General features: G+C 63.9%; 19 protein-coding genes. 8 read left to right on the forward strand and 11 right to left on the reverse strand.

The window, feature by feature from the left end:
• From BVH73_RS03630 to BVH73_RS03660, 7 genes are all read left to right on the forward strand, one after another.
• Positions 1-420, forward strand: coding sequence for a gamma-butyrobetaine hydroxylase family protein (locus BVH73_RS03630; protein WP_079416160.1), 420 nt, complete (start codon positions 1-3; stop codon positions 418-420).
• Positions 421-428: 8 nt separating this feature from the next.
• On the forward strand, positions 429-1,178 hold the full coding sequence (gene ubiE, locus BVH73_RS03635; RefSeq protein WP_079416162.1) for a bifunctional demethylmenaquinone methyltransferase/2-methoxy-6-polyprenyl-1,4-benzoquinol methylase UbiE: 750 nt from the start codon (positions 429-431) through the stop codon (positions 1,176-1,178).
• Positions 1,179-1,264: 86 nt separating this feature from the next.
• On the forward strand, positions 1,265-2,173 hold the full coding sequence (locus BVH73_RS03640; RefSeq protein ID WP_079416164.1) for a Tim44 domain-containing protein: 909 nt from the start codon (positions 1,265-1,267) through the stop codon (positions 2,171-2,173).
• A 102-nt stretch (positions 2,174-2,275) separates the two neighbouring features.
• Positions 2,276-2,959 carry a ubiquinone biosynthesis accessory factor UbiJ gene (locus BVH73_RS03645; protein WP_245800400.1) on the forward strand — a complete coding sequence of 228 codons (684 nt, stop codon included), beginning with the start codon at positions 2,276-2,278 and terminating at the stop codon, positions 2,957-2,959.
• Positions 2,960-2,966: 7 nt separating this feature from the next.
• On the forward strand, positions 2,967-4,538 hold the full coding sequence (gene ubiB / locus BVH73_RS03650; RefSeq protein ID WP_079416168.1) for a ubiquinone biosynthesis regulatory protein kinase UbiB: 1,572 nt from the start codon (positions 2,967-2,969) through the stop codon (positions 4,536-4,538).
• Between the two features lie 17 nt (positions 4,539-4,555).
• Positions 4,556-5,416, forward strand: coding sequence for an aldo/keto reductase (locus BVH73_RS03655; protein ID WP_079416170.1), 861 nt, complete (start codon positions 4,556-4,558; stop codon positions 5,414-5,416).
• Positions 5,417-5,482: 66 nt separating this feature from the next.
• Positions 5,483-5,758 (forward strand): DUF4404 family protein, encoded by a 276-nt coding sequence (locus BVH73_RS03660; RefSeq protein WP_079416172.1) that lies wholly within the window; start codon positions 5,483-5,485, stop codon positions 5,756-5,758.
• Here BVH73_RS03660 and pdxA read toward each other — a convergent pair.
• Positions 5,738-6,817: a 4-hydroxythreonine-4-phosphate dehydrogenase PdxA gene (gene pdxA, locus BVH73_RS03665; RefSeq protein WP_245800401.1), complete on the reverse strand. Its 1,080-nt coding sequence runs from the start codon at positions 6,815-6,817 to the stop codon at positions 5,738-5,740. The two genes, BVH73_RS03660 and pdxA, sit on opposite strands and share 21 nt — an antisense overlap.
• Positions 6,786-7,529 carry a Nif3-like dinuclear metal center hexameric protein gene (locus tag BVH73_RS03670; RefSeq protein ID WP_079416174.1) on the reverse strand — a complete coding sequence of 248 codons (744 nt, stop codon included), beginning with the start codon at positions 7,527-7,529 and terminating at the stop codon, positions 6,786-6,788. Before BVH73_RS03670 ends, pdxA begins: the two co-directional genes overlap by 32 nt.
• A gap of 62 nt (positions 7,530-7,591) precedes the next feature.
• On the opposite strand from BVH73_RS03670, the gene BVH73_RS03675 reads away from it, so the two are divergent.
• Complete coding sequence (locus BVH73_RS03675) at positions 7,592-8,773, forward strand: S1C family serine protease (protein ID WP_079416176.1); 1,182 nt, start codon at positions 7,592-7,594, stop codon at positions 8,771-8,773.
• A 25-nt stretch (positions 8,774-8,798) separates the two neighbouring features.
• Here BVH73_RS03675 and tatC read toward each other — a convergent pair whose 3' ends face one another.
• From tatC to hisH, 9 genes are all read right to left on the reverse strand, one after another.
• Positions 8,799-9,602 (reverse strand): twin-arginine translocase subunit TatC, encoded by an 804-nt coding sequence (tatC, locus tag BVH73_RS03680; protein WP_079416178.1) that lies wholly within the window; start codon positions 9,600-9,602, stop codon positions 8,799-8,801.
• 64 nt (positions 9,603-9,666) lie between these two features.
• Complete coding sequence (gene tatB, locus BVH73_RS03685) at positions 9,667-10,155, reverse strand: Sec-independent protein translocase protein TatB (RefSeq protein ID WP_079416180.1); 489 nt, start codon at positions 10,153-10,155, stop codon at positions 9,667-9,669.
• A 116-nt stretch (positions 10,156-10,271) separates the two neighbouring features.
• Positions 10,272-10,514 carry a Sec-independent protein translocase subunit TatA gene (gene tatA / locus BVH73_RS03690; protein WP_079416182.1) on the reverse strand — a complete coding sequence of 81 codons (243 nt, stop codon included), beginning with the start codon at positions 10,512-10,514 and terminating at the stop codon, positions 10,272-10,274.
• Positions 10,515-10,537: 23 nt separating this feature from the next.
• Complete coding sequence (locus BVH73_RS03695) at positions 10,538-10,888, reverse strand: histidine triad nucleotide-binding protein (protein ID WP_079416184.1); 351 nt, start codon at positions 10,886-10,888, stop codon at positions 10,538-10,540.
• A 17-nt stretch (positions 10,889-10,905) separates the two neighbouring features.
• On the reverse strand, positions 10,906-11,274 hold the full coding sequence (locus BVH73_RS03700; RefSeq protein ID WP_079420307.1) for a DUF4870 family protein: 369 nt from the start codon (positions 11,272-11,274) through the stop codon (positions 10,906-10,908).
• 10 nt (positions 11,275-11,284) lie between these two features.
• Positions 11,285-12,031: a bifunctional phosphoribosyl-AMP cyclohydrolase/phosphoribosyl-ATP diphosphatase HisIE gene (hisIE, locus tag BVH73_RS03705; protein ID WP_079416186.1), complete on the reverse strand. Its 747-nt coding sequence runs from the start codon at positions 12,029-12,031 to the stop codon at positions 11,285-11,287.
• A 68-nt stretch (positions 12,032-12,099) separates the two neighbouring features.
• Positions 12,100-12,873, reverse strand: coding sequence for an imidazole glycerol phosphate synthase subunit HisF (gene hisF / locus BVH73_RS03710; protein WP_079416188.1), 774 nt, complete (start codon positions 12,871-12,873; stop codon positions 12,100-12,102).
• A gap of 46 nt (positions 12,874-12,919) precedes the next feature.
• Positions 12,920-13,654 carry a 1-(5-phosphoribosyl)-5-[(5-phosphoribosylamino)methylideneamino]imidazole-4-carboxamide isomerase gene (hisA, locus tag BVH73_RS03715; RefSeq protein ID WP_079416190.1) on the reverse strand — a complete coding sequence of 245 codons (735 nt, stop codon included), beginning with the start codon at positions 13,652-13,654 and terminating at the stop codon, positions 12,920-12,922.
• Positions 13,655-13,725: 71 nt separating this feature from the next.
• Entirely contained in the window at positions 13,726-14,385 is a 660-nt protein-coding gene (gene hisH, locus BVH73_RS03720; protein ID WP_079416192.1) for an imidazole glycerol phosphate synthase subunit HisH, read from the reverse strand.
• Between the last annotated feature and the right edge of the window lie 33 nt (positions 14,386-14,418).

A 14,418-nucleotide genomic window follows, 5' to 3' on the forward strand; every position in this document is an offset into this window, starting at 1 on the left:
ATGTCCTCCCCTACCCCCCGCAATGACTGGCCACAGGCCATTGTTTTGCACAAACTGTCGCGCGTGCTCGAACTCACCTATGCCGACGGAATGCAATACCGCCTGCCGTACGAGTTGATGCGGGTGTACTCGCCCTCGGCAGAGGTTCGTGGGCATGGCCCAGGACAGGAGACTCTGCAGACCGGCAAGCGGCAGGTCGTGATCGACAGTGTGGCCCAGGTCGGCAACTATGCCATCCAGCCGCACTTTTCCGACGGACACGACACCGGCATCTTCACCTGGGAATACCTTCACTTCCTGGGCATCAATCAAGAGACGCTATGGGCGGACTACCTCGTCCGTCTTGAAAAGGCGGGTGCCGATCGCGACACGCCGCAGCCCAGCGTTTCATCCCAAACGCACCATTGCGCATCCCATTGAGTTTTCCCATGACCGATTCTCACCAAACCTCCACCACGCATTTCGGCTACGAGCAGGTCGCCGAGAGCGACAAGGCTGCGCGCGTGCGTGGCGTGTTCGATTCGGTCGCATCACGCTACGACGTGATGAACGATCTGATGAGCATGGGGCTGCACCGCGTCTGGAAGGCTTTCACCATGGCCGTTTCCGGTGTGCGTGCGGGGCATCGTGTGCTGGATGTCGCCGCGGGCACCGGCGACTTGTCGCGCGCATTCGCCCGCAAAGTGGGCCCCACGGGCCAGGTGGTGATGAGCGATATCAACGGCTCCATGCTCAAGGCCGGACGCGACCGGCTCATCGATTCGGGCGTTCTCGTCCCCACGGTCCTGTGCGATGCCGAGCAACTGCCGTTTGCGGATGCTGAATTCGATCTGGTGAGCGTGGCCTTCGGCCTGCGCAACATGACCCACAAAGACAAGGCTTTGCGTGAAATGCAGCGCGTGCTCAAGCCCGGCGGCAAGCTGCTCGTGCTGGAGTTTTCCAGGCCCTGGGAGCCCCTGCGCGGTGCCTACGATCTTTACTCCTTTCAGGTTTTGCCTCGTCTGGGCAAGATGGTGGCCGGTGACCCGCAGAGCTACCAGTACCTTGCCGAATCCATCCGCATGCATCCAGACCAGGAGACGCTGGCAGGCATGATGCGCGAGGCAGGTTTCGGGCATGTCGATTGGCACAACCTTACCGCGGGGGTTGTTGCCCTCCATATCGGCCAAAAATTTTGAGATGACGCAATACGTTGCGCGTCGAGTGAACTTTCCCCGCCGATCAGTAACAAAATGTCACCTCATTTCGACTTTCAGGAAATCGCATGAAAACGACCGGTTTGCTCCGCAGTGTTCTGGCCATGGGCCTGATGCTGACTCTTGCTCTTGGCGCAGTCGATGCTCAGGCCAAGCGCATGGGAGGTGGCAAGAGCATGGGGCGGCAGAGCAATGCCGTCACGCAGCGTGAAGCGGCACCGCCCCAGCAGGCGGCTCCCGCTGCGGCTCGTCAGCAGGCAGCGGCCACACCTCCTGCCAAGCAGCCGAGCCGCTGGGGTGGCATCCTCGGCGGTCTGGCGGCCGGCCTGGGCCTGGCTGCGCTCTTCCATGCCCTGGGTTTCGGGGGTGAACTGGCCTCGTTCCTGGGTTCGGCGCTGATGATCGGCCTGCTCGCCGTGGCGGCTTTCTGGATCTTCAACCTGCTGCGCCGCAAATCGAGCGCCGGCAAAGCCACACAACCCCTGCAGTACGCCAACGCGCCTTCATCCGGTTGTGCGCAAGCGCCCTTGGGCGTCGAAACTCATATGCCGCCGCAGTGGGCGCCCCAGGCTGCCGGAACGGCCTCCGCGGGGCCATCACCCATCCCCGCCGATTTCGACCGTGAAGGTTTCCTGTCCAGCGCCAAGCAGCACTACACACGGCTTCAGCAAGCCTGGGACGCGGCTGATCTGAATAGTCTGAAGACCTTCACCACCCCGGAGATGTACGAGGCGCTGGCTGCCGAGGTGCAGCAGCGCGGCATGACCCCCAACAAGACCGAAGTGGTCACGCTCGAAGCCTCACTGTTGGCGTTGGAGGAAACCCCGACTGAGTACGTCGCCAGTGTGGAGTTCTCAGGCCTGGTTCGCGAAGAGACCTGGGGTGGAGCCAGTCCGGTGCGTGAAGTCTGGAATCTGGTCAAGCCACGCAACGGTTCGAGCGGCTGGCAACTTGCCGGCATCCAGCAGTTGAACTGACGCCCGGACGCCCCTTCCGACACGCCGCAGTCGCGCAAGCGCTGCGGCGTTTTGCATGGCCGCGCTGCGGCAGCACCTCCTCGGACGGAACGGACTCCTAGAATGAGGCAACAAACCGCCACGCCCATGCGCCTATCCGACGCCCAGACCTTGATACCCGACCGAGCCCAGCTTGCACGCAGACTGCAGCACCTCGTCCTCCCCGCGCTCAATCATCTGCTCGCGGCCGATCCTCAAGCCCAGGGCAAGCTCGGCGGGCATGCCGGCAAGACCCTGGTGTTCAGTGCGCTTGGCGTGGATCTGCCATGGGAAGTCGACGCCGCAGGATTGCTGCAGGCGGCATCGCAAGCGGCGCTGTCACCCGACGAGGCGAGTCTGCACATCACCGTCGATCCAGACGCCATACGAGATGCCCTTGCTCGACGCGCGCCCCTGAATCTGAGTGGCGCGCGCCTACGCGGCGACGCGGAACTTGCGCAAACCCTGTCCTGGCTGATGGCCCATGTGCGCTGGGACGTGGAAGACGATCTCGCGCAGATCCTGGGCGACATTCCCGCGCACCGGCTCGTGCAGACCGGGCAGGCGGCGGTATCGCATGGCCAGCAAGCCTGGGCGTACGCGCATGAACGTGCGCGCGACTGGTTTGCCGCCGAGCCGCGCGCGCTGATCAGCCGCGGCGAGTGGGCGCAGATGCAGGAAGCCGTGCGCGAACTGCGCGATCGTGCCGCCCGGCTGGAAAAGCGCCTCGCCCTGCTGCGCCAACAATGCGGTACACGCGAACCCTGAGCGAACCATGCGCCGACTGCTCCGCTTGTTGAAAATCTGCTCCGTCGTCCTGCGCCACGGCCTGGATGAGATGGCGCTCTCCAGCTTCCAACACCCCTGGTTGCGACGGCTTGGCCGCGTGTTGACCTGGGGCAGACCCCTGACCCAGCCGCGCGGCGTGCGCCTGCGCCTGGCGCTGGAAAGCCTGGGGCCGATCTTCGTGAAGTTCGGCCAGGTGCTCTCCACGCGCCGCGATTTGTTGCCGCCGGACATTGCCGACGAACTCGCCAAGCTTCAGGACAACGTGCCACCGTTTGACTCCGAAGTCGCCGTGGCCATCATCGAGCGCTCGTTCGGCAGGCCCCTCGAAAGCCTGTTCGCCACCTTCGAACGTCGTCCCGTGGCCAGCGCCTCGATCGCCCAAGTGCACTTTGCAACACTGCCCATGCAGCAAGGCGGTGCCGAGGTGGCGGTCAAGGTGCTTCGTCCGGGCATGCACAAGGTCATCGAGGAAGACCTGGCCTTGATGCACACCATGGCGGCCCTGGTGGAGCGGTTGTGGAGCGAAGGTCGGCGCCTCAAGCCCCGCGAAGTGGTGAATGAATTCGACAAATACCTCCACGACGAGCTCGACTTGGTGCGCGAGGCCGCCAACGGGGCGCAACTGCGTCGCAATATGGCCACGCTCGACCTCATCCTCATCCCGGAGATGCATTGGGAACTGTGCCGCAACGAGGTCATCGTGATGCAGCGCATGGAGGGCGTGCCCATCGGCCGCATCGACGCGCTGCGTGCGGCCGGCGTGGACTTCAAACAATTGGCCAAGGCCGGCGTGGACATCTTTTTCACCCAGGTGTTCCGCGACGGTTTCTTTCATGCCGACATGCACCCGGGCAACATCATGGTCAGCCTGCAGCCCGAGACCTTCGGCCGCTACATCGCGCTGGATTTCGGCATCGTCGGCACCCTTTCCGACTTCGACAAAGACTATCTGGCCCAGAACTTCATCGCTTTCTTCAGGCGCGATTACAAGCGGGTTGCCGAACTTCATGTGGAGTCCGGCTGGGTACCGGCAGACGCGCGCATCGACGAACTCGAAGCCGCCATACGCAGCGTCTGCGAGCCCCAGTTTGCCCGGCCGCTCAAGGATATTTCGCTGGGGCAGGTGCTGCTGCGGCTGTTTCAGGTCTCGCGCCGCTTCAAGGTCGAGATCCAGCCCCAGCTTGTCTTGCTGCAGAAGACCTTGCTCAATGTCGAAGGGCTCGGGCGCCAGCTCGATCCGGAGCTCGATCTGTGGACCACGGCGCAGCCCTTTCTCGAAAAATGGATGAAAAGCCAGGTCGGCTGGCCTGCCTTCCGCGACAAGCTGAAAAACGAATCGACACGCTACGCGCAATACCTCCCCGAAATACCCCGCCTGTTGCACCAGGCCCTGCTCGCGCAGGAAAAGCGCGACGACCCGGTACTGCGCGACCTGCTGCAGGAGCAGCGCCGCACCAACGCCCTGCTGCAGACTCTGATGGCGTTTGTCGTGGGCTTCATCGCCGCCGTGCTTCTCATCGCTGTGGTGGACAGCGGCTGGTTGCGACGCCTCTTCTGAATCTTCCCCGCCTTTCCATGACCCTACCCGACCGACGATTACCCGACGGCACCGCCATCCCCGCCATCGGACTGGGCACCTGGCGCATGGGCGAACGAGCGCAGGCGCGCGACGCCGAAGTGCTCGCTGTTCGCGAGGCATTGCGCCTGGGATACCGTCTCATCGACACCGCCGAGATGTATGGCGAAGGCGGCGCCGAGAGCATGCTGGGAGAGGCGTTGAGGCAGGCTTTTTCCGCGGGCGAAGCGCGGCGCGAATCGCTCACGCTTGTCAGCAAGGTCTATCCGCACCACGCCAGCACGCGCGGCGTGGTCGAGGCCTGCGAGCGCAGCCTGCGGCGGCTCAAGGTCGATCAGATCGACCTCTATCTGCTGCACTGGCGGGGCGCGTTCGCCTTGTCCGACACGCTTGAAGGCTTCGCCCAGCTCCAGCGTCGCGGGCTGATCCGGCATTGGGGGGTGAGCAATTTCGATGTCAGCGATATGGAAGAGCTGTTCGCGCTGCCGGGCGGCACCGAATGTGCAAGCAATCAGGTCTATTACAGCCTGGAGGCGCGCGGCATCGAGTTCGACCTGCTGCCCTGGCAGCAGCGCCACCAGCTGCCGCTCATGGCCTACAGCCCCATCGGCCAGGGCGCGCTCGGCGCGCATCCTGCCTTGCAGGCCATGGGCCAGAGCCTTGGTGCCAGTGCCGCCCAGGTGGCGCTGGCCTGGGTGCTGCGTCAGCCGGACGTCATCGCCATCCCCAAGGCCGTGCGCAGCGCGCATCTGCGGGACAATCTGGCTGCGGCGCAACTGCCGCTTTCCGCATCGGACCTGCAGCACCTCGACGCCCTCTTCAACCCGCCCCGTGGCAAACAGCCCCTGGCCATGATTTGACGCCGACGCTTGCCGCACCCGTCGCGGCTCGGCACAATGCCTTCGTCCCTCGCCCTCCCAACAGCCATGTCCGACACGCAAATCCGCGACACCCTGCAGCGCCTGCACACTGTGCTGCAATCCCAGCCGACCGTCGATCCTGAACTCAAGGGTCTGCTGCAGACCCTGGAACAGGATATTCAGGCCGCGCTCGAACGCCAGCAGACCAACACCGAGCCCGCGCAGAACGACGATCTCGCCGAACAGGCCCATACCCTGGCCACCCGCTTCGCGGCAGAGCATCCGAACATCGATCTGGCGCTGCGCGAACTGCGCAGCCTGTTACTCGGGCTGGGGCTGTAGTTCGCCCTCCACCGCGTGCCGCGCCGAGAGCTGGCGCGCCATGCGGATGGCCGCGATCAGGCTGGAGGGATCGGCAAGGTCCCGGCCGGCGATGTCGAAGGCCGTGCCGTGATCCGGGCTGGTCCGCACGAAGGGCAGACCCAGCGTCACATTCACCCCCTGCTCCACGCCGAGATACTTCACCGGAATCAAGCCCTGGTCGTGATACATCGCCACGACCATGTCGAAAGCTCCGGGATGCTCGGGCGGCGCGTGGCGCGCCCGCATGAACACCGTATCGGGCGGGTAAGGTCCGCTGGCCTCGATGCCTTCGCTGCGCGCCTGGGCAATCGCAGGCGCAATGACGCGCGCCTCTTCGTCGCCGAAGAGCCCGGATTCGCCCGCATGCGGATTCAGCCCGGCCACCGCGATGCGAGGCCGCTCCACGCCCCACGCGCGGGCCGCCTGATGGGCGATGCGCAGGGTGTGCAGCACCGCCTCGGTCGTGACCGCATCGATGGCCTGCCTGAGGGCCATGTGCACGGTCACCAGCACGGTTTTGAGCTGATCGTTGGCCAGCATCATGCGCACGGGCACCCCGTCCGCGATGTGCTGCAGGATTTCGGTATGCCCGGGAAAATCCACCCCCGCCGCATGCAGCGCCGCCTTGTGAATCGGCGCCGTCACCACGGCGGCGACGCGTCCCGCCAGCGCATCGCGGGCTGCGGCGTCGATGCACGCGAAGGCGGCCGCACCCGCACGCGCATCCACCTGGCCAATGACAAGATCTTCCGGCAGCTGGACGACCGGCAGAACGGGCATGGCGCCTCGCGGTGCGGCCTCCCATTCCGCCAGATCGTCGAGCGCCACGATGACGGGGCGACTGCTGTCCGGTGAAAACGACATGGCGCGCGCGGTGCGTGCGAGCCAGGCGGCGTCGCCATAGACTACGCAGCCCTCGGCTTCGCCCCGGGCGAATGCCCGCACAAGGGTTTCAGGGCCAATGCCGCAGGCGTCGCCCATGGTGAGCGCCATCGGGCGCCGGACTTCAGGCGGGGTTGTCGAGGTCGAGGAAGACATGGTCGAGTCCATAGTGGGCGGCCAGATGCTCGCCGAGTGCGCGAATGCCGTCGCGCTCGGTGGCGTGATGGCCGCAGGCCAGATAGGTGATGCCCATCTCGCGCGCGAAATGGGCCGTGGGTTCGGAGATTTCTCCGCTGACATAGGTTCGCGCACCAGCGGCCCAGGCGTCTTCGATCCAGTCCTGCGCACCGCCGGTGCACCAGGCCAGCAGCCCCACCGGCGCATCGGCCTCGCCGACCACCAGGGGCACACGCCCCAGGTCGCGGGCGATGGCCTGGGTCAACGCGCCCACCGAATCCTGCGGGGCGCGGCCCAGGCAGCCGAGCTGCTGCTTGCCGAAACGCCCCTGCACCGACCAGCCCAGACGCCGCGCCAGCATCACGTTGTTGCCGACTTCGGCGTGCGCGTCGAGCGGCAAGTGATAGGCGAACAGATTGAGATCGGCGGCCAGCAAGAGCCCCAATCGCTTGCGCTTCTGACGGATGACGCGCGGATCTTCGCCACGCCAGAAGTAGCCGTGGTGCACGAGCAGCGCGTCGGCACGAAGCGCAATGGCCCGCTCGATCAAGGCCAGGCTCGCAGTCACGCCCGTCACAATACGCTGGACGTCCTCGCGGCCCTCGACCTGCAGTCCGTTTGGACAATAATCGGTAAAACGCGCGCAATCGAGATAGGTATCGATTTCGCCCTGCAATAGATCTCTGCGCATGGTGGCCTTGAAGCGTGAATGGCCGCCGCCATGTGAAGAGACATCATTCACGATGCCTCTGTATGCGACGCCTTTGGCTGCTATTTTCCCAGACTGTGACCGTTGCGCTTGCCGCGCTGTTCGTCATCGCCACACTCAAGCCAGCATGGATAGGCTTCGGTGCGTCCGCGCCCGCGCTGAAACAGACGCCCACCGTGGTCACCATTCAAGACGCGCCGGGCACGCCCACGACCCAACCCGCGCCGGGCAGCTATAGCGCCGCAGCCCTCAAAGCCATGCCGGCCGTCGTGTCCATCACGACCTCCAAGACGCCGCGACGCCTGCCGGGCCGCGACCCCTGGCTTCGCCAGTTTCAGGGCGGACGCCAACCGACCGTGGGGCTGGGCTCGGGGGTCATTGTCAGCCCTGATGGCTACATCCTGACGAACAACCACGTCGTCGAGGGTGCAGACCAGATCGAGGTCACCCTGGCTGATGGACGCGAAGCCAAGGCGGCCCTGGTCGGACGGGACCCGGACACGGATCTGGCGGTGCTTCGCATCCAACTCACCGATCTGCCCGTCATCACCTTCGGCAACGATACCAACGCTCACGTCGGCGATGTGGTGCTGGCCATCGGCTACCCCTTCGGCGTCGGTCAGACCGTCACCCAGGGCATCATCAGCGCGCTCGGCCGCACGCAGTTGGGCATCAACACGTTCGAAAACTTCATCCAGACCGACGCCGCCATCAACCCCGGCAATTCCGGCGGAGCCCTGGTGGACGCCAACGGCAACCTCATCGGCGTCAATACGGCGATCTTCTCACGCAGCGGAGGCTCGCTGGGCATCGGCTTTGCCGTTCCCGTGTCCACCGCACGCAATGTGATGCAACAGCTCATCAGCACCGGACAGGTGGTGCGGGGATGGATCGGTGTCGAGCCGCAGGACGTGACCGACCATCTCGCCCGAGCCCTGAATCTTCCTCACCCCGAGGGCGTGGTCATCGTCGGCGTGCTGCGCAAGGGGCCGGCCGATGCGGCTGGCGTGCGGCCCGGCGATGTGGTGCTCGACGTGAATGGCAAGCTGGTGGGCAATACCGGCCAGCTGCTCAACGCGGTGGCCGCCCTCAAACCGGGCAGCGAAGCGGCCATTCAAGTGCTGCGCGACGGCAAGGCGACCACGCTGAATGTACGCATCGGCACCCGACCGCAAAACACCAGCCAGAACCAGCCGGCCGAGGACAGCGAAGGCGTGCTGCCCTGAGGCGCCTCCGCTGAGCGCGGCCGCCTCAAGACGCGGGCGACTGCGCGTCCTTCTCGTCTTCGGAGGGCGGTGCCGAATACTTCACCAGATACTTCGCCGCCAGAATGCCGACCTCGAACAGCAGAATCATCGACAGGGCCAGCGAAGTCTGCGACACCACATCGGGCGGCGTGACGATGGCGGCCACGATGAACGCCACCACGATGAAGTAGCTGCGCCACGATTTGAGCTGCTCGACCGTCACCAGCCCGAAGCGCACCAGCACCATCAACACCACGGGCACCTCGAATGCGGTACCGAAGGCCATGAACATGGTCAGCATGAAGCTCAGGTAGGCCTCGATGTCCGGAGCCGCGGTGATGACCTTGGGCGCAAAGCCCTGAATAAAGGTGAACAAGCGCCCGAAAACAAAGAAATAGCAGAACGCCACGCCCATGTAGAACAACAAGGTGCTGCTGATGATCAGCGGCATGACCAGACGCTTTTCGTGGGTGTAGAGACCAGGCGCCACGAAGGCCCACACCTGGTAAAGCACGGCGGGCAAGGCAATCATGAATGCCACCAACAAGGTGACCTTGATCGGCACCACGAAGGGAGAAATCACGCCGATGGCGATCATCGTCGAACCCTTGGGCAGATGGGCGATGAGCGGGTGGGACAACAGATCGAACAGCCCTGAAGGACCGGGATAGATCGACAGCACGATGAACACCACGCCAATGGCCGCGATCGCCCGGATAAGGCGATTGCGCAATTCGATCAGGTGGGAGATGAACGGCTGCTCGGCCTCCGGGCTGTCCGGTGTCACAGTTTTCTTGGGGTCAGACACGGGCGATGCACTCGTTTGCAAAGAAGAGATGAAGCAAGGGGCAAGAACGCCGCGTCATGCGGCATCAGCGGTTGACGCGGTAACGCGCCATGCGTGCGGCGCCTGAAAGCGCCTGAGTGCGTACCCGGGCCTGGCGTCTGTACCACTGCGGAACAGCATTGCCGGAGAGCTTCTTGCGCTTCTTGGTCGGATAGTCCGGGCTCGGCAGGGTCGGGGACGAGAAGCCGTCCGCCATGGACGGCTCGGCCTCGCCGCTCAGCCCTGCTGTGGCCTCGTTCCAGGCATCATCAAAGCTGCCCTGCACTTCGGCGACGTTGTCGGCGACGGATTTTTTCATATCCTGCGCCGCCGTTTCGAGCGAGGACTTCACATTGCGCAGTTCTTCCAGATCCATCTGCCGATTGACTTCGGCCTTGATGTCGGCGAGGTAACGTTGGGCGCGCCCCAGCAGATTGCCTGCCGTTCGGGCCACACGCGGTAGCTTTTCAGGCCCGAGCACGACGAGCGCGACCACGCCGATCAAGCCGATTTCGGACATTCCGATATCAAACATGGGCGATCAGAAAAAGAAAGAGGGCAAAAGAGGCAAGCGACGACCCGAGGCGATCGGCAAACGACGGCGGGAACAAAAAACCGGCATTGCTGCCGGCCCGCAACGTCGCCTGGCGTTCAGGAAGACGACTTCTCTTTGGCCTGCACGTCGATGGCTTCCTTCTTCGCGCTGGTCTCGGCCGTCAGTTGCTTGTCGGCTTCCGCGGTTTTGTCGTCGGCGCTCGCATCGCGCATGCCGTCCTTGAAACCCTTGACTGCGGAACCCAGGTCGGAACCCATGTTCTTCAGTTTCTTGGTGCCAAACACCATCATCACAATCACCAGCACGATCAGCCAGTGCCAAATGCTAAATGAGCCCATGATCTACTCCTTCACCACAAAATTTAAGGGGCCTGTTTTTTCCACGGACGGGGACCGCCCATGACGTGCAAGTGCAGGTGGAACACTTCCTGACCGCCATTCTGGCCGGTATTGATGACGGTGCGAAACCCGTCATCACAACCTTGCTCACGCGCCAGTCTGGGTACAAGCTGCAACATTTTACCGAGTATGGCGCCGTGCTCAGTACCCACATCGAACAAAGACGATAGATGCAGTCGGGGAATGATCAGGAAATGGACCGGCGCCGCCGGATGAATGTCGTGAAACGCAAGGACATCCTCATCCTGATAGAGGATCTTCGCGGGCACCTGGCCGGCGACGATCTTGCAGAAAATGCAGTCGGGATCCGTCATGACAAATAAGAATGGAATCAGAGGGAAGGATGGACCTGCTTGCGTTCAGTGAGCTTGAGCCAGCCCTTGACCACGCGATAGATGGTCCAGATGTAAACGATGCCCAGCACCACAAAGCCCAGGCCGAACACCCAGATCAGCCCGAAACCGATCACCGACCAGAACAGGCCCCACCAAAAGGTACGGATCTGCCAGCGCAGGTGATTTTCCAGCCAGGTGCCCCGCGCATCGTTCAGTTTGACGTAGTCGATGATCACGCCGACGATGGCGGTGATGCCCCAGAAAAAACTCAGCGCCTGCAGCACATAGACCACGAACGCGATGGTCTTGAGTCCTTCGATGTCCTGCGAGCCGGACGGCTCGATGATGGGACGGTGGTCTTCCATGATCGGCAACTCAGGCGCCCGTGGGCCGAGCCGCAAACTCAGCCAGACCCGAACGGCCTTCACGACGTTCAAGTTCGGCGAGAACCTGCTGCGGCGTCAGTCCATGCTGGGCCAGTGCGATCAGGCAGTGAAACCACAGGTCGGCCGTCTCGTACAGAATCTTGTCAGGGGCACCGTCCTTGGCGGCCATGACGAGTTCGGTGGCTTCTTCGCCGATCTTTTTCAGGATCGCATCCTCGCCCTTGTGAAACAAGCGGGCCACGTAAGACAGGCTCGGGTCCGCATGCTTGCGGCTGACGATGGTGGCGTAGAGGTGCTCAAGCGCAGCACCGGAGTGCGCCGCCTCGGCCGAACCTTTTGGCGTAGGCGCGTGCGCCTGGTGATAGATCTGTGCCGGATCTTTCAGCACCGGATCGGCTTCGACCCAGTGATCCTGCTCAAGACTGCTGAAAAAACAGGATTCGCGCCCGGTGTGACAGGCAATGCCGCCTGCCTGCTCGACTTGCAGCAGCACCACATCGCCGTCGCAATCGAGGCGGATGTCACGCACGGTCTGCACATGGCCGGACTCTTCGCCCTTGTGCCACAACTTGTGTCTCGAACGCGACCAATACACCGCCTCGCCGCGCAGATGCGTCTGCTCCAGCGCCTCGCGGTTCATCCAGGCGAACATGAGGACGCGTCCGGTTTGCGCGTCTTGGGCGATGGCCGGGACGAGTCCGCGAGCATCCCATTTGACTTGATCGAGCCAGTTCATGGGCTGGAGTTTAGTGCGCGGATAAGGCGTGGCACGTGCCCTGCGAGTGAGCAAGGCGCGCAACGCCCTCAAGAGATCCAGTCCGGCCGCATGGCGATGCCGCGAGACGCTAGGTGTTGCTTGGCCTGCCCCACGGTGTACTCGCCATAGTGAAAGATGCTGGCGGCCAGCACGGCATCGGCGTGGCCTTCCAGGAAGCCGGCGGCCAGATGATCGAGATTGCCGACGCCGCCCGAGGCGATGACGGGCACGCTCACCGCGTCCGATACAGCGCGGGTGAGCGCCAGATCGAAACCCACCTTGGTGCCGTCGCGGTCCATGCTGGTGAGCAGGATTTCACCGGCGCCGGCGTTCGTCATGCGCACGGCCCATGCCACCGCATCCAGCCCCGTGGCCTTGCGTCCGCCATGGGTATAGACCTCCCAGCCTTCGCCGTCGGCACGGCGCTTGGCGTCAATGGCCACGACGATGCACTGCGCGCCGTACTTGGCCGAGGCATCGGCGATCACCTGAGGATTGGCCACGGCAGCAGAGTTGAAGCTGACCTTGTCGGCACCGGCATTGAGCAGGCGCCGAACGTCTTCGACGGTGCGCACGCCCCCACCTACCGTCAGGGGAATGAAGACCTGCGACGCCACGGCCTCGATCTGATGCAGCAGCAGGTCGCGCGCGTCGCTGGTGGCGGTGATGTCGAGAAAGGTGAGTTCATCCGCGCCCTGGGCGTTGTAGCGGGCCGCGATTTCCACCGGGTCGCCGGCATCTCGCAGGCCGACGAAGTTGACGCCCTTGACCACACGGCCACCGTTCACGTCGAGGCAGGGAATGATGCGCTTGAACAGCATGGGCGGTGTGCGATGGAGGGGATGGAGGGCGATGCGGCGTGGACGCTCAGCGGCTGGTGACGAAGCGCTGGGCGGCCGCGAAATCGAGTGCGCCGGTGTAGATGGACCTGCCGCAGATCACCCCCTCCACGCCGCTGCTCTCCACGGCGCAGAGTTTCTCGATGTCGGCCATGCCCGACAGACCGCCCGAGGCGATGACCGGCACATCGAGGGCTTCCGCCAGACGCACCGTCGCTTCGATATTGATGCCGGTCAGCATGCCGTCGCGGCCGATATCGGTGTAGATCACGCCTTCGACGCCGTAGTCCTGGAATTTGCGCGCCAGATCGGCCACCTCGTGGCCGGTGAGCTTGCTCCAGCCATCGGTGGCGACCTTGCCGTCGCGGGCATCGAGACCGACGATGATGTGTCCGCCAAAGGCGCTGCAGGCATCGCGCAGGAAGCCGGGGTTCTTCACGGCCGCCGTGCCAATGATGACAAAGCCCAGGCCCTGATCGAGGTAGGCCTCGATGGTGTCGAGATCGCGAATGCCGCCACCGAGTTGCACCGGAATTTCATCCCCCACTTCGTCGAGGATGGCCGAGATGGCTTCGGCGTTGCGGGGTTTGCCTGCGAAGGCCCCGTTGAGATCCACCAGATGCAGGCGCTGGGCGCCCTGATCGATCCAGTGCCGGGCCATGGCGGCGGGATCTTTGGAGAACACCGTGGCGCCTTGCATTTCACCTTGTTCGAGGCGAACGCATTGGCCGTCCTTGAGGTCGATTGCCGGAATGAGCAGCATGATGTCAGGGCAGAGGAAAGAAAGTCAGAACACGGGGATCGAAACGGGAAACACCAGGTCCATGGGCACGCTCACGGCGACCAGTGCAGGAAATTGCGATAGAGCGTCAGCCCAGCCTCCGCGCTTTTCTCGGGGTGAAACTGGGTGGCGAAAAGATTGTCCCGCGCCACGGCGCTGGCGAACCGCACGCCATAGTCGGTTTCGCCCGCGCTGTGGGCGCCGTGTTGCGGGGCGGCGTAGTAACTGTGCACGAAATAAAAGGCCGCGCCATCGGGGATGCGCGCCCAGAGGGGGTGCACGGCGCCATGCGCAGCGCGTCCCTGCCAGACGGCGTTCCAGCCCATATGCGGCACCTTGTACCGGCTGCCATCGGGCTGGGATTGGCCTTCGAGCGCGAAGCGCTGCACCTGGCCTGGAATGAGACCGAGTCCGTCGACGTGACCTTCGGTGCTGTGGTCGAGCAACATCTGCATGCCCACGCAGACGCCGAACAGCGGCTTGCTGGCGGCGGCCTCCAGCACCGCGTCCTGCAGACCCGATTCGCGCAGTTCGCGCATGCAATCGGGCATGGCGCCCTGCCCTGGCAGCACCACGCGGTCTGCGGCGCGCACCTCGGCCGGATCGGAGGTCACGATCACGTCGAAAGGGGTACCGGCAGCCACATGTGCGACAGCCTGCGACACCGAGCGCAGATTGCCCATGCCATAGTCCACAACGGCAACGCGTTTCATCGATTCAGGATTGGAGACGGTCGATTGATCAGA

The organism is Thiomonas intermedia (assembly GCF_002028405.1).
Taxonomy (GTDB): domain Bacteria; phylum Pseudomonadota; class Gammaproteobacteria; order Burkholderiales; family Burkholderiaceae_C; genus Thiomonas; species Thiomonas intermedia.

Bases quoted from the DNA above. Each gene is read 5' to 3' on its own strand.
- ubiE (WP_079416162.1), top strand. From the start codon at position 429: ATGACCGATTCTCACCAAACCTCCACCACGCATTTCGGCTACGAGCAG.
- BVH73_RS03645 (WP_245800400.1), top strand. From the start codon at position 2,276: ATGAGGCAACAAACCGCCACGCCCATGCGCCTATCCGACGCCCAGACC.
- BVH73_RS03630 (WP_079416160.1), top strand. From the start codon at position 1: ATGTCCTCCCCTACCCCCCGCAATGACTGGCCACAGGCCATTGTTTTG.
- hisH (WP_079416192.1), bottom strand. From the start codon at position 14,385: ATGAAACGCGTTGCCGTTGTGGACTATGGCATGGGCAATCTGCGCTCG.
- tatB (WP_079416180.1), bottom strand. From the start codon at position 10,155: ATGTTTGATATCGGAATGTCCGAAATCGGCTTGATCGGCGTGGTCGCG.
- hisF (WP_079416188.1), bottom strand. From the start codon at position 12,873: ATGCTGTTCAAGCGCATCATTCCCTGCCTCGACGTGAACGGTGGCCGT.
- tatA (WP_079416182.1), bottom strand. From the start codon at position 10,514: ATGGGCTCATTTAGCATTTGGCACTGGCTGATCGTGCTGGTGATTGTG.
- BVH73_RS03675 (WP_079416176.1), top strand. From the start codon at position 7,592: ATGCGACGCCTTTGGCTGCTATTTTCCCAGACTGTGACCGTTGCGCTT.
- BVH73_RS03670 (WP_079416174.1), bottom strand. From the start codon at position 7,529: ATGCGCAGAGATCTATTGCAGGGCGAAATCGATACCTATCTCGATTGC.
- ubiB (WP_079416168.1), top strand. From the start codon at position 2,967: ATGCGCCGACTGCTCCGCTTGTTGAAAATCTGCTCCGTCGTCCTGCGC.
- BVH73_RS03695 (WP_079416184.1), bottom strand. From the start codon at position 10,888: ATGACGGATCCCGACTGCATTTTCTGCAAGATCGTCGCCGGCCAGGTG.
- BVH73_RS03655 (WP_079416170.1), top strand. From the start codon at position 4,556: ATGACCCTACCCGACCGACGATTACCCGACGGCACCGCCATCCCCGCC.
- pdxA (WP_245800401.1), bottom strand. From the start codon at position 6,817: ATGTCTTCCTCGACCTCGACAACCCCGCCTGAAGTCCGGCGCCCGATG.
- hisA (WP_079416190.1), bottom strand. From the start codon at position 13,654: ATGCTGCTCATTCCGGCAATCGACCTCAAGGACGGCCAATGCGTTCGC.
- BVH73_RS03700 (WP_079420307.1), bottom strand. From the start codon at position 11,274: ATGGAAGACCACCGTCCCATCATCGAGCCGTCCGGCTCGCAGGACATC.
- hisIE (WP_079416186.1), bottom strand. From the start codon at position 12,031: ATGAACTGGCTCGATCAAGTCAAATGGGATGCTCGCGGACTCGTCCCG.
- BVH73_RS03660 (WP_079416172.1), top strand. From the start codon at position 5,483: ATGTCCGACACGCAAATCCGCGACACCCTGCAGCGCCTGCACACTGTG.
- BVH73_RS03640 (WP_079416164.1), top strand. From the start codon at position 1,265: ATGAAAACGACCGGTTTGCTCCGCAGTGTTCTGGCCATGGGCCTGATG.